The organism is Legionella sp. PATHC035 (assembly GCF_026191115.1).
Taxonomy (GTDB): domain Bacteria; phylum Pseudomonadota; class Gammaproteobacteria; order Legionellales; family Legionellaceae; genus Legionella.
Genome location: NZ_JAPHOT010000001.1, coordinates 938,560 through 951,524, shown reverse-complemented (window position 1 = coordinate 951,524; position 12,965 = coordinate 938,560). Strand labels below are relative to the sequence as shown.

Genomic DNA, 12,965 nt, shown 5'->3' with positions numbered 1-12,965 from the left:
TCGTGAATGCTGGGTGTTCGCTTTTTAAGCAGCACGTCATGAATTAATCTTTTCAAATTCACGTAGATAAGAAGGGTGCGGAAAGTAATCCATTAAAAAATTAGGGATGCGTTGCTCCAGCCAATGTTGTCCTCTCTCACCGATAAATCCTACATGGCCTCCATGTTGACTTAATTCTAAGAGAATATCGGAGGATAACTCCTTGGAGGTTGGAAGAATGTCTGATGTCATAAAAGGATCATCCAAAGCATGAATAATTAAAGTAGGGGTTTTGATTTGAGATAGATACTGCCGCGAACTGGATTTTAGATAATAGTCACTTGCGCTAGCAAATCCGTGTAATGGAGCAGTTATTTGTTCATCAAATTCATAGAGAGTTTTTATTGAATAAAGTTTTTGTTGAGACAGCGGCAATTGGTCATTAACAACATCCAATTTTTGGAGGAAAACCCGACGCAATTTTTTTAATAAATGGTTCTGATACACACGAGAGAATCCTTTATTTATTCTTTCAACCACGTTTTGCGATTGAAACGGTACAGAAACTGCAACAGCAACATCAATTAGAGATTGAGCCCCTGTTTCCCCTAACCATTTAAGGAGCACATTGCCACCTAAAGAAATACCCACTACCCCTTTTTTTGTTGTGGGCTCTCTCCGTTTTATTACTTGGAGCAAAAAAGCCAAATCTGCAGTATCGCCACCATGATAAAAACGGGGTAAACGGTTTGGTTCGCCACTTGCACCACGAAAGTTCATCAAAACCGCTCGATAACCTGATTGATTGAATGCGTTGAATAAGGTTGAAACATAAGCTGAATTCTCATTGCCTCCCAATCCATGCAACAAAATTATCAATGGAGCATCCTCGTTTAATCCATTCACTTTCCAGGCTAAATCAATAAAATCGCCATCAGGCAATTCAAGCCGCTCATAGGAGTCAACAAAGGCATTCATGCGATGAGTTAATGTTCGATACAGGGTTTGTCCATGCGCATTGGTTAACCACCAAGCAGGCTTAAATTCGCTATGAATGATCATACTCCAGTACCCTATGAATTGAGATTTATTTAAGCTTTTTAGCGTTACTTTAGTCTCTAAGTATAAAATAATACTAAACAGAAAAAAATGCGAATTGATAAGTTGTAGTAAAGCGACACTTTTCATTGCTAAAGCGAACATCTGCATTTACATTATCTTATTTAAATCGATCTTTTTTCAATTTAATGAAGGGATTGCTTTAGTTGATGTTTTTTTCATTACCGGAGGTTTGATGCAAGTAAAGGCAGCAGTAGCTTATGAGGCTGGGAAGCCATTAGTGATTGAAACGGTTGAATTGGAAGGCCCCAAAAAGGGCGAGGTGCTTGTTGAAATTAAGGCTACAGGTGTTTGCCATACCGATGCATTTACTTTATCTGGTCATGATCCTGAAGGTCTTTTCCCAGTCATTTTAGGGCATGAGGGTGCCGGTATTATTGTGGATGTCGGCGAGGGAGTGACTTCCGTGAAGCCAGGCGATCATGTGATCCCCTTATATACCCCTGAATGCCGTCAATGTGAATACTGTCTTTCCCAAAAAACTAACCTGTGTCAGGCCATTCGAACAACGCAAGGTCAAGGGGTGATGCCTGATGGAACAAGTCGTTTCAGCCTTAATGGAAAAAAAATATTCCATTACATGGGGACATCAACGTTTGCTAATTATATTGTATTGCCTGAAATTGCTGTTGCGGCAATTCGTAAAGATGCTCCTTTTGACAAGGTCTGTTACATCGGCTGTGGCGTAACTACAGGTCTGGGGGCTGTGATTTATACTGCAAAAGTGACGCCAGGTTCTCGAGTTGTTGTTTTTGGTTTAGGAGGTATCGGGCTTAATGTGATCCAGGGTGCTCGTATGGTAGGAGCCGAACAGATTGTCGGGGTGGACATTAATCCTCAACGAAGGGTTTTGGCAGAAAAAATGGGAATGACCGATTTTGTGAATCCTTCGGAAATCAGCGACGATCTGGTTGCCTATCTTGTTGAGCTGACTAAAGGGGGCGCTGATTACAGTTTTGAGTGCGTCGGGAATGTAAAACTGATGCGCCAGGCATTGGAGTGTTGCCATAAAGGGTGGGGCGTTTGCACTGTGGTTGGGGTTGCAGGAGCGGGTCAAGAGATTTCTACTAGACCTTTCCAGTTGATCACGGGCAGAGTATGGAAGGGATCTGCATTTGGTGGTGCACGTGGACGTACTGATGTACCTAAAATTGTTGATTGGTACATGGATGGTAAGATCAATGTAGATGATTTAATTACCCAAGTTCTCCCGGTCGAGCAGATTAATCAAGCATTTGATTTAATGCAAATTGGTCAATCAATCCGCACAGTGCTCACTTTTTAAAATCCTGTTTCAGGGAGTAAATTAAATGGCTATTGAACTCATTGAGGAACATTACTGTTTTGAGGGTATTCAGCGGGTTTATGCCCATCAAGCCGATTCAACCGATTGCACTATGCGTTTTGGCCTTTTTTTACCACCTCAGGCACGGAAACAAAGCGTACCCGTAGTGTATTGGCTTTCCGGACTAACCTGTACGGAGCAAAATTTTATTACGAAAGCGGGGGCGCAACGGATTGCTGCCCAATTAGGTTTAGCATTAGTTGTTCCGGATACAAGTCCTCGCGGAGATAATTTGCCGGGCGATCAGGAGAGTTATGATTTTGGTATGGGTGCCGGATTTTATGTGGATGCCACACAATCTCCCTGGTCAAAATATTATAAAATGTTCACTTATGTCCATGAAGAATTACCCCATCTACTGCAATACCATTTCCCGCTTGATCATCAAGCATGTGGTATCTTTGGCCATTCAATGGGAGGGCATGGTGCGCTTATTTTGGCATTAACTTATCCCAAGCAGTATCGTTCGGTTTCGGCATTCGCACCTATTTGTGCCCCATCACAATGTCCATGGGGTCAAAAAGCATTCACAGGATATCTGGGAGACGATAAAGAGCAGTGGAAAGAATATGATGCTTGCGAACTCATCTTAGCGAAAGGATGGCCACATCAAGCCATTCTCCTAGATCAGGGTTCACAGGATCCTTATTTAAAGGAGCAACTCAAACCCGAATTATTTCAGGCAGCGTGCTTGAAGGCTGGAGTCGAACTAAAACTAAGAATGCATGAGCATTATGATCACAGCTATTATTTTATCGCTAGTTTTATCGAAGATCATTTAAAGTATCACGCGTCAATCTTGCATGGAATTAAATAGGGATTGATAATTCATCTAATCCTATTTTTAGAAACAAAAACTCATGAATCCTAAGCATCCATTAAAACTCATCTTAGCCAGCGCCTCTCCAAGACGATTGCAAATATTGCAAGAGCACGGATTGGCTGCTGTTGTTATGCCTGCCAATATTGAAGAAGTTCTGCAAAAAGATGAGGAAGCTAAAATATATGTAACTCGACTGGCCAGAGAAAAAGCGCAAACTATTTTGTCTCAGGTTGAAGTAGGTGCAGCAGATTTTATTCTGGCGGCCGATACTACGGTGGCTTATCAGAACCATATTTTAGAAAAGCCTCGTGATCCTGAAGATGCTTATAGAATGCTGCGTATGCTCAGCGGCAGCTCCCATGAGGTCTATACCGGTTATGCATTAATTTTTCTACCCGAACAAAAGTGGTGGGTTGATTGCGTAACAACCCGCATTACATTCCACTCGCTTACAGAGCAACAAATTCAAAATTATGTTGATTCAGGAGATCCTTTTGATAAAGCGGGAGGGTACGGTATTCAAAATGTTTATGACACGTTTGTTAAAGAAATAAAAGGTTCTTATTATAATGTCATGGGTTTACCTATTGAGGAAATTTTGAAAAAAATTGCATCTTAATCTGGGTGAAACCAAGCGCTGAGGCATATTTGAAAATTCTTTTGAGTCCGTGGTGAAGAGCCGCTGCGCTGTCTCGAAGTTCTGGCGCAGTGCCTTCGAGGAGGCGCTTTGGTCTCTCTTCAGGCCGAGGGGTTACAGTCACTACTGAATCCTTACTGGTTAAATCTTGAAATTGCTCGCTCAAAAAGCATTGAAACCCGGGATTCCCCCCTTCATTTAGGCTTAAAATAACAGATTTTATGAACCATGGTTTCGATTTTTGCAAAAACAATCGACAAGATGATCATCCACCAGACCTACTGCTTGCATGTGGGCATACATAATCGTTGAACCGACAAAACTCATTCCTCTTTTTTTCAAATCTTTGGATAACGCGTCGGATTCAGCTGTACGGGCAGGGACTTCTTGTAGTGTTTTAGGGTAATTTATTTTCGGACTTCCATTCACAAATTGCCAAATATAGTTGTCAAAAGCTCTAAATTCTTGGACGATCTTGAGAAACACGATCGCATTTTTGCGCGCCGAAAAAATTTTAAGACGATTGCGAATAATCCCCGAATCGTTGATTAAGCTATTTAATTCCTCGTCACTCATATTTGCTACAGCATGAGGGTCAAACTGTTTGAATGCTGTTCGGTAGGCTTCCCGCCGTTTGAGTATTGTTTCCCAGCTCAAACCTGCTTGTGCTCCTTCAAGAATAAGCATTTCAAAGTGTTTTTGATCATCGTGTACGGGAACACCCCATTCCTTATCATGATACTCTTCATAATAAGGTTTGCCAGTACCAACCCAAGGGCAACGTTTCATAATGAACACTTATCTCCTATACATTTTATTGAGTGATCTTAGGTGGCTATAGTCCCGACATTCAGAGCACAGCGCTCGGGATGATGTAACTGTGTGCTGCATTGATGAGTGTAAGTAGACATACAGTTCACCGATTTCATAATCCTCTTTAATCATAGCGTTTTTATGAGCTAAAGACTATTCAAATCCCGTTTTATGAGGGTAATCTCCCTTTTTCGAGCGGTGTTTACCAAGAAACAACGGCTTCGTCTTGTATTTGTTCAGGAATGTCTTAAAATTCACTACATACATTAACATTATATTGATTTAGAGAACTTCATGTCCGATTTTTATCAGGATTTTAATACACGACGAACCTTTGCAATTATCTCTCACCCTGATGCAGGTAAAACAACAGTAACCGAGAAATTACTGTTGTTCGGAGGTGCAATTCAATTGGCAGGAACTGTAAAAGGACGTAAAGCCGATCGGCATGCGACCTCAGATTGGATGGAGATGGAAAAAGAGCGTGGTATTTCAATCACTACCTCAGTGATGCAGTTTGTACACAATCAGCATGTGATGAACTTGTTAGATACCCCTGGGCATGAGGACTTTTCTGAAGATACTTACCGTACTCTGACCGCAGTAGATTCAGCGCTTATGGTTATTGACGTAGCTAAAGGGGTCGAGGAGCGAACGGTTAAATTAATGGAAGTATGTCGTTTGCGTGATACACCAATTATGACCTTTATTAATAAATTGGACCGCGAGGGTCGTGATCCTATTGATTTGTTGGATGAAGTTGAATCTGTGTTAGGTATTCAATGTGCACCAGTGACCTGGCCTGTAGGTATGGGAAAACGTTTTAAAGGCATCTATCATCGATATGAAGACATTGTTTATCTCTATCAACCCGGTAAAAACGCCCAAAAGCAAGAGGCAATGCAAATTAAGGGTTTGGACAACCCTCAACTGGATGAGCTCTTGGGGGAAAGCGCCCAAGAATTACGTGAGGAAATTGATTTAGTGAAGGGGGCTTCACATGAATTCAATTTAGAGGATTATTTAGCGGGTAAAATGACACCCGTTTATTTTGGTTCTGCAATTAATAATTTTGGTATCAAAGAGTTGTTGGATGACTACGTACGTTATGCTCCAGGTCCACAACCTCGGACAGCCCAAGAGCGTATTGTATCTGCTAATGAAGATGCTTTTACCGGATTTGTGTTTAAAATCCAGGCTAATATGGATCCAAAACATCGGGATAGGATTGCTTTTTTACGAATTTGCTCTGGAGCTTATCGAAAAGGAATGAAAATCAATCACCTGCGTATTGGCAAAGAAGTCCAAATTGCTAATGCTTTAACTTTTATGGCAGGTGATCGTTCACACACAGAAGTTGCTTTGCCTGGCGATATTATTGGTCTGCATAATCATGGAACAATTCGAATAGGTGATACCTTTACTCAAGGGGAGCAACTCAAATTTACTGGTATTCCCAATTTTGCACCTGAATTGTTTCGGTTAGTGCGTTTAAAAGACCCTTTAAAGAGTAAGGCTTTATTAAAAGGTTTAATCGAGTTATCGGAAGAGGGTGCAACCCAAGTATTTCGACCATTAAATAGTAATCAGTTAATTCTGGGAGCAGTGGGGGTGTTGCAATTTGACGTAGTAGCGCATCGTTTAAAACATGAATATAAAGTGGATTGTATTTATGAAAATGTGAATGTAGCCTGCGCTCGCTGGGTTTACTCTGATGATGATAAAGCAATGAGTGAATTCCGAACAAAAGCGCATGATTATTTGGCTTTGGACGGAAGCGATGCATTGATGTATCTTGCTCCAACCCGTGTTAATTTAACAATGGCTGAAGAGCGGTATCCTAAAATTAAATTTCATGCAACTCGGGAACATTAGGGAAGGGCGCTTCCCTCGCCATCCCGAGCGTTGCGACGCTATATTAGAATTAAAAATTTCATTAAGCTGTACAAATTGCTTTAACTGTGTGTGGCCCAAAATTAGTGATATCAACTCGTGCACCTGAGTCTGCGCTTAATTTCACAATGTCATTCGGGTGAACAGTAATCCGTAAAGATTGTCCCGCAATTAAATCCATGTTATTGACTTTTCCTTTTTTTGCTAGAGCTACAAATAAAATATCATTACTTGGATCTTCAGACACAATTTTACATTCAGCTTCTATCGTCCACATAAAAAAATTAGCCACTGGTTCGGGAACATTGCTTTGCAATATGTATTCAATTGTGGCTCCCATAGTCTTAGCCGGCAAACTTTCCACTGCATTCACGTTTGTACTTAAAGACGCGGCGACACACAGTAAGCCAAGTCCAAATTTTTGTAGCATTATATAACTCCATAATTGTAAACGACCTAAGATACCCGTATTTTCTATGCATGGCAAACGTTGGATAAATTATTGACAACTAACTGCTAAAATTTTTTTCAAAAATACCTACGTAGTATCCATAGCTCCATAAAGGATAAAAATTCTAAAAGCGCTACAAAGTCTCATGGATACCGCGCATCAAGCGCGGTACGTAGGAAAATTGATTGTAATTTTTGAGGATTTCTCGGGGCTTTTCAGGCGATGTGCAGAAGATTTTGTGGGCTTTTTTATAATGCTTCCAAAGCCTTAGCAATCGACTCAGTCATCGCTTTAGCATCTCCAAAAAGCATGTACGTATTATCATGATAAAATAAATCGTTTTCGACACCGGCATAGCCTGGGGCCAAACTTCTTTTGACAAATAATACGTTTCTAGCTTTCTCCACTTCCAAGACTGGCATGCCATAAATTGGCGAGCCCGGATCTGTTTTTGCTGCCGGATTAGTGATGTCATTTGCCCCAATAACATATGCTACATCACAACTTGTAAAATCACGGTTAATTTCACTTTGTTCAAATACTCTATCATAAGGAATATTGGCTTCAGCAAGTAACACATTCATATGTCCAGGCATACGACCAGCAACTGGGTGGATTGCAAAGCGGACTCTGATATTGCGACGTTCTAAGGCATCAACTAATTCTTTAACTGCATGTTGCGCATGCGCTACGGCCATACCATATCCAGGAACAATAATTACATCTTTAGCATTGCTTAATAGAAATGCTGCATCTTCGCCATTACCTTGACGTACTGTTCGTGATTCATTTGTTGCATTTGCTTGTGAGTGACTCCCTGATGACTGGATACCTCCAAAAATGACATTAAAAATGGATCGGTTCATGCCAACACACATGATATAGCTCAGAATGGCTCCGCTTGCACCGACCAAAGCTCCAGTAATGACAAGCAAATGGTTGCTTAGTGTAAATCCAATACCTGCGGCTGCCCATCCTGAGTAAGAGTTAAGCATAGAAATGACGACGGGCATGTCTGCACCACCAATAGGGATAATGAGTAATACCCCCAGTAAAAATGCGAGCCCTGCCATGACACTAAACAACGTTAGTGTCTGATTAATTAAAAATAAGGCAAATAAAACAAGGATGACTACCGCGGTAATCAGATTAATTGTATTGTGACCTAAGAGTTTAATGGGGACACCCGACATAATGCCCTGCAATTTGAGAAAAGCAATGACTGAACCTGAAAAAGTGATGGCACCTATAATTAAACCAAGACTCATTTCGATAAGGCTTGCTTTGGCAATCGCTCCTGGAACGCCAATATGAAAAGAGGTAGGGGATAAGAACGCGCAGAAAGCAACTAAGACTGCGGCCATACCAACTAATGAGTGGAATGCTGCGACGAGCTGCGGTATCGCCGTCATGTTGATTTTGAAGGCAATGAAAGTACCTATTATGCCTCCGGCGATGATTAAACTAATGAGTAGGGGCTGATGGTATGTTGTTGGCATCATCAAGGTAGAACCTACCGCAATAATCATGCCGGCAATACCCAAAAGATTTCCTCTTCTTGCCGATGCGGGACTGGCTAAGCCTTTTAGCGCCAGTATAAAACACACGGCAGATAATAGGTAAAATAAAGGGACCAGGGTTGTCATGAGAAATCATCCTTATTATTGTAACGATTCACTACGGTTCATCGAAAAGCCAGATTGGTTCCATCTAGGATCAAATTGTGACTTTTCCCCACGGTTTTAAAAGAGTGGTAAATGGTTATAATGCTTGTCATTATTTTTTATACATACGCAACATGCGTTGTGTTACCACAAATCCACCAAAAATATTAATTGAGGTGATAAATATTGCTAGGCCGCCTATCCAAGTGATTCTCCCTGTTAGCTGAGTTCCTGCAGCAATGAGTGCTCCTAAAACAATAATACTGGATATGGCATTGGTTACTGACATTAACGGTGTATGGAGGGCTGGGGTGACTTTCCAAACCACATAATATCCAACAAAGCAGGCCAAAACGAAAATGGTCAGTATGGCAATGTATGGATTTCCTAGGGAGTTCATCTCATGCATTTTGTTTCTCCTTGATTACCTGGAAGGGTAGATATTGATTCTGATGGCAAAGTACTGCTTGCTGAATGATTTCATCATTAGGATTTAACGTAATTTCGGGTGGGTTTTGTGCTAGGAGGTTTACTAAATGTACCAGATTATTGGCATATAGCTCACTTGCAGTGGCTGGAACCAAGCCGGCCATGTTACTTAAACCAATCACAGTCACTTCTCCATGCTTTATTGTTTTATCAGGGACACTCACCTCACAATTACCACCTCGTGAGGTTGCAAGATCTACAACAACCGAACCGGGTTTCATCTGTTCTATTGTTTTTTTATACAATAAAATAGGCGCTTTTCTACCAGGGATTAAGGCTGTGGAAATGATGATATCTACTAATTTCGCGTATTGATCAATCAGTTCTGCTTGAAGTTTTTTATATTCTTCACTCATTTCGGAAGCATATCCTCCCTTGGTTTCACTGTCTTGATCCTGACTTACTTCAATAAATTCTGCCCCTAAACTTTCAACTTGTTCCTTTGCTGCACGCCGAACGTCAAACGCATAAACTACGGCACCCAAACGTTTGGCTGTTGCTATTGCCTGTAAGCCTGCGACTCCAGCGCCCAGAATAAGTACTTTAGCTGGCTGAATCATTCCTGCAGCCGTCATCATCATGGGAATTGCACGATGAAACTGGGTACATGCCTCTAAGACCGCTCTATAGCCTGCTAAATTTGCTTGTGAGGAAAGACTATCCATGCTTTGGGCGCGACTGATGCGTGGTATCAAGTTCATTGAAAATAAGCTAATTTGTCTTTCCTTGCACCAGGTGATTAATTTACTTTCTGGTTCATTATCGATATGTCCTATGACTAGGGCGCCTGCGGATAAACCCTCCAGCTCTTTGGGATCTGGTTCATTAATGCAAAGCAGAATGTTGGTTTTTTCTAATATGCTTTTTTTACTCTGAATCGATACGCCAACTTGTTCATAATCCTGATCGCTAAAACGTGAAGCGACGCCGGCATTTTTTTCTATAGCGACTTCAAAGCCTGATTTAATAAAGTGCTTCGCTGAGTTAGGGGTAATGGCTACTCGGGTTTCATTACCTGGTGCCAGTAAGGTTGCGATCATCATGGGTAAGTCCTTTTTACCTAAATATTAATTATCCTATTGTAATTTAGAATAATTTTCCAGAGTCAGGATCAGAATTTGGCAAAATCTGATACGGGGAGATTGGTGGTGAGTTCAGCACACATGGCAATCTGGGTAGTTAAACAGAAGTATTACCTGACTTATTTTGTTCTTCTTGCAAACTATCTACCTCTATAGCCAGTGCAATTTGATTGGCGCATGATTCCAGAAGCTGTATTTTTTCAGGTGTTGTACAATCATTATTCTTGGTGGGTTGGACCCTTAAAACGCCCATGGTACCCCGTGCACCCAGTAACGGAATAAATAAGGCATTAGAAAAGGAGAGGGTATCAGTTCCCCATCCTGCTTTTTGTCCTAATTCAAACACCCATTGAGCAATACTGTACTCTTTTTCATCCAATTCTTGATGTGATTTGGCGCTTGCTTGAATAACGAGTTTTCCATTTTTTGGTAACAACGCGATAATCTCGCAATGAAAAATTTCTGAAATATAATTAACCCCTGTTCTCAGTAATCTGACTATCCCCCGTGTTCTCGATAATCGCCGACTTAGGGTATATAAGGCAGAGGTTTGATATTCTGCAAGCCGTGTAATTTCTGTTTGACGGCGGGTGACTAAAGTTAACTGGCAAATAATGATCGCCATGATGAGCATCATAATCAAAGTGAAGAAATAATCAGATTGTGCCATCGAAAAGCTGTAATAGGGTGGAATAAACACATAATCATAGATGAGAATGCTGAGAATAATTCCTGAAATCGCAGGCCCTGTACGTCCTAATAATGCAATGCAAATCATTCCTATTAAATAAACCAGAGTTAAACTGGTTTCGTTGACCAGAGGATAAATCAAATAATTAATTAGTGTCGTGACCGCGACAATGCTGGTCGATAAAAGGTAAGAGAACCAGGGGGTCTTTGGTTTGAGAAGGTTTTTACCCTTTGATTTCTTTGATGCTATAGTCATGGTATAGACATCAATTTCACCACTATAGCGTAAAATTTCATCGGCCAAACTGCGAAAGAAAAAATTTCTCCATCGAGTACGAATTTGTTTACAGATCATAATGAGGGTGACATTTTGATCACGAGAAAAATTGATGATTTCTTTAACAAGGTCATAAGCCATTAAAATATGAGTTTCAGCACCTAATTGTTCTGCAAAAAATAAATTCTTTATGGCTTGATTACGTTGTGTTCTAGATAATTGAATTCGCGTGGAATCTACATATACCGCAATCCAATCCGCTTGCAGACTGGTCGCCATTCTTTTGGCTGCGCGAATCAATTTATGTGACTCAGGACCTGGTCCCACGCAAACGAGTATCTTTTCCATAATGGGCCAAATGTGTTTAATACCTTGACCTTGTCTGTATAAAAGCACTTGCGTATTCACCCGCTTTGCTAGAGTGCGTAATGCCAATTCGCGTAAAGCCATTAGATTCCCTTTGCGAAAATAAAACTCTGCAGCGAGACGGGCTTGTTTGGGGACGTAGACTTTACCTTCGGAGAGGCGTTTTAATAAATCTTCTGGGGCTAAGTCAACTAACTCAATCGTATTCGCCCTTTCTATCATTGCATCCGGGACTGTCTCTTGAACAGGGGCATGAATGATTTGTGAGACATCATCATTGAGGCTTTCTATGTGCTGAACATTGAGGGTGGTGCACACATCAATTCCTCGGTCTAATAGTTCTTTAATATCTTGCCAACGTTTTTTATGCCGTACACCACTCACATTGGTATGTGCCATTTCATCCATCAGAATTAATCCTGGATTTCTTTTCAGGGCGGCGTCCAAATCAAATTCTTGTAATTTTTTTCCATGATAATCAATGGTTACTTTAGGTAAGATGACGAAATTTTTAAGTATTTCCTCAATTTCAATCCGTCCATGAGACTCGACAATACCGACTACGATATCTAATCCCTTAGCTTGTTCTTGCATCGCTTCATGAAGCATAGAATGTGTCTTTCCAACTCCCGGTGCGGCACCAAGATAAATTTTGAGTTTACCACGTTGCTTTTGTTGTTCTTCTTCTAATACCTGTTGTAGTAATGCATTAGGATCAGGGCGTTTGTCGGTCATGTTGTTGTCCTTAGATGATCCAGAGCTAAATTAAGCTCCAACACATTGATTCGTGGCTCTCCTAAAAGATGCAGGGTACGTTTTTTTATTAACTGATTTACTAATTTTTGAATTTCTTGTTCTGAAATATGGCGTGCTTTGGCAATACGAGGAATCTGGTATAAGGCTGCAAGCGGACTTATTTCAGGATCCAATCCACTAGCAGATGCTGTAACTAAATCTACTGGTACTAATGGTCTGGTCTCATTTTGATCCGTCAAATTATATTGCCGAAGTGCAGCGATTCGTTTTTTTACCGTATCCAAAAATTCGGGATTAGAAGGTCCCATATTTGAACCCGAAGAATTCGTTGCATTATAGGGAAATGGGGTAGTGGCGGAAGGGCGTCCCCAAAAATAATGCGGTGCATCAAAATATTGTCCAATAAGTGCCGAGCCAATTGGATGGCCATTATTCCATAACAAACTGCCATTTGCCTGATAAGGGAAAAATAGCTGAGCTAATGCAGTAACCAGTGCTGGGTAAATTAAGCCAGTCAGAATTGAAAAGAGAAGTAGAAAGATTAAGGCTGTTTTTATCCGTTTTAGAGCTTCTAGAACCAT

12 protein-coding genes are annotated in these 12,965 nt (G+C 40.9%); 4 read left to right on the top strand and 8 right to left on the bottom strand.

Annotated elements, in window-relative coordinates:
- Nucleotides 1-36 precede the first annotated feature (36 nt).
- The gene (locus tag OQJ13_RS04240) at nt 37-1,041 is read right to left on the bottom strand and encodes a hydrolase (RefSeq protein ID WP_265709398.1); all 1,005 of its coding nucleotides are present in this window, start codon (nt 1,039-1,041) and stop codon (nt 37-39) included.
- Between the two features lie 232 nt (nt 1,042-1,273).
- Between OQJ13_RS04240 and OQJ13_RS04235 the strand changes: the two genes are divergently transcribed.
- The 3 genes from OQJ13_RS04235 to OQJ13_RS04225 are packed head-to-tail and all read left to right on the top strand — an operon-like array spanning nt 1,274 to nt 3,885.
- Nucleotides 1,274-2,383: an S-(hydroxymethyl)glutathione dehydrogenase/class III alcohol dehydrogenase gene (locus OQJ13_RS04235; RefSeq protein WP_265709397.1), complete on the top strand. Its 1,110-nt coding sequence runs from the start codon at nt 1,274-1,276 to the stop codon at nt 2,381-2,383.
- A gap of 25 nt (nt 2,384-2,408) precedes the next feature.
- A complete protein-coding gene (fghA, locus tag OQJ13_RS04230) occupies nt 2,409-3,260 on the top strand; it encodes an S-formylglutathione hydrolase (protein ID WP_416209903.1) in 852 nt (283 codons plus the stop codon).
- A 43-nt stretch (nt 3,261-3,303) separates the two neighbouring features.
- Nucleotides 3,304-3,885 carry a Maf family protein gene (locus OQJ13_RS04225; RefSeq protein ID WP_265709396.1) on the top strand — a complete coding sequence of 194 codons (582 nt, stop codon included), beginning with the start codon at nt 3,304-3,306 and terminating at the stop codon, nt 3,883-3,885.
- Nucleotides 3,886-4,122: 237 nt separating this feature from the next.
- On the opposite strand, the gene OQJ13_RS04220 is transcribed toward OQJ13_RS04225, so the two are convergent.
- Entirely contained in the window at nt 4,123-4,692 is a 570-nt protein-coding gene (locus OQJ13_RS04220; RefSeq protein WP_265711883.1) for a DNA-3-methyladenine glycosylase I, read from the bottom strand.
- 318 nt (nt 4,693-5,010) lie between these two features.
- Between OQJ13_RS04220 and OQJ13_RS04215 the strand changes: the two genes are divergently transcribed.
- Nucleotides 5,011-6,591, top strand: coding sequence for a peptide chain release factor 3 (locus OQJ13_RS04215; protein WP_265709395.1), 1,581 nt, complete (start codon nt 5,011-5,013; stop codon nt 6,589-6,591).
- Between the two features lie 61 nt (nt 6,592-6,652).
- Here the strand turns inward: OQJ13_RS04215 and OQJ13_RS04210 are convergent, their stop codons facing one another.
- The 6 genes from OQJ13_RS04210 to kdpC form a co-directional block, all read right to left on the bottom strand.
- On the bottom strand, nt 6,653-7,039 hold the full coding sequence (locus OQJ13_RS04210) for a hypothetical protein (protein ID WP_265709394.1): 387 nt from the start codon (nt 7,037-7,039) through the stop codon (nt 6,653-6,655).
- A 269-nt stretch (nt 7,040-7,308) separates the two neighbouring features.
- Complete coding sequence (locus tag OQJ13_RS04205; protein ID WP_265709393.1) at nt 7,309-8,706, bottom strand: NAD(P)(+) transhydrogenase (Re/Si-specific) subunit beta; 1,398 nt, start codon at nt 8,704-8,706, stop codon at nt 7,309-7,311.
- Nucleotides 8,707-8,836: 130 nt separating this feature from the next.
- On the bottom strand, nt 8,837-9,133 hold the full coding sequence (locus OQJ13_RS04200) for a proton-translocating transhydrogenase family protein (RefSeq protein WP_265709392.1): 297 nt from the start codon (nt 9,131-9,133) through the stop codon (nt 8,837-8,839).
- A complete protein-coding gene (locus tag OQJ13_RS04195) occupies nt 9,126-10,256 on the bottom strand; it encodes a Re/Si-specific NAD(P)(+) transhydrogenase subunit alpha (protein ID WP_265709391.1) in 1,131 nt (376 codons plus the stop codon). The genes OQJ13_RS04200 and OQJ13_RS04195 overlap by 8 nt, the downstream gene beginning before the upstream one ends.
- 136 nt (nt 10,257-10,392) lie before the next feature.
- Nucleotides 10,393-12,363 carry a DUF4118 domain-containing protein gene (locus OQJ13_RS04190; RefSeq protein WP_265709390.1) on the bottom strand — a complete coding sequence of 657 codons (1,971 nt, stop codon included), beginning with the start codon at nt 12,361-12,363 and terminating at the stop codon, nt 10,393-10,395.
- A complete protein-coding gene (kdpC, locus tag OQJ13_RS04185) occupies nt 12,360-12,965 on the bottom strand; it encodes a potassium-transporting ATPase subunit KdpC (protein ID WP_265709389.1) in 606 nt (201 codons plus the stop codon). The genes OQJ13_RS04190 and kdpC overlap by 4 nt, the downstream gene beginning before the upstream one ends.

What these genes read in the sequence shown, in the direction of transcription:
- OQJ13_RS04200 (WP_265709392.1), bottom strand. Translation starts at nt 9,133, where the DNA reads ATGCATGAGATGAACTCCCTAGGAAATCCATACATTGCCATACTGACC.
- OQJ13_RS04235 (WP_265709397.1), top strand. Translation starts at nt 1,274, where the DNA reads ATGCAAGTAAAGGCAGCAGTAGCTTATGAGGCTGGGAAGCCATTAGTG.
- OQJ13_RS04220 (WP_265711883.1), bottom strand. Translation starts at nt 4,692, where the DNA reads ATGAAACGTTGCCCTTGGGTTGGTACTGGCAAACCTTATTATGAAGAG.
- fghA (WP_416209903.1), top strand. Translation starts at nt 2,409, where the DNA reads ATGGCTATTGAACTCATTGAGGAACATTACTGTTTTGAGGGTATTCAG.
- OQJ13_RS04240 (WP_265709398.1), bottom strand. Translation starts at nt 1,041, where the DNA reads ATGATCATTCATAGCGAATTTAAGCCTGCTTGGTGGTTAACCAATGCG.
- OQJ13_RS04205 (WP_265709393.1), bottom strand. Translation starts at nt 8,706, where the DNA reads ATGACAACCCTGGTCCCTTTATTTTACCTATTATCTGCCGTGTGTTTT.
- OQJ13_RS04210 (WP_265709394.1), bottom strand. Translation starts at nt 7,039, where the DNA reads ATGCTACAAAAATTTGGACTTGGCTTACTGTGTGTCGCCGCGTCTTTA.
- kdpC (WP_265709389.1), bottom strand. Translation starts at nt 12,965, where the DNA reads ATGGTTCTAGAAGCTCTAAAACGGATAAAAACAGCCTTAATCTTTCTA.
- OQJ13_RS04195 (WP_265709391.1), bottom strand. Translation starts at nt 10,256, where the DNA reads ATGATGATCGCAACCTTACTGGCACCAGGTAATGAAACCCGAGTAGCC.
- OQJ13_RS04225 (WP_265709396.1), top strand. Translation starts at nt 3,304, where the DNA reads ATGAATCCTAAGCATCCATTAAAACTCATCTTAGCCAGCGCCTCTCCA.
- OQJ13_RS04190 (WP_265709390.1), bottom strand. Translation starts at nt 12,363, where the DNA reads ATGACCGACAAACGCCCTGATCCTAATGCATTACTACAACAGGTATTA.
- OQJ13_RS04215 (WP_265709395.1), top strand. Translation starts at nt 5,011, where the DNA reads ATGTCCGATTTTTATCAGGATTTTAATACACGACGAACCTTTGCAATT.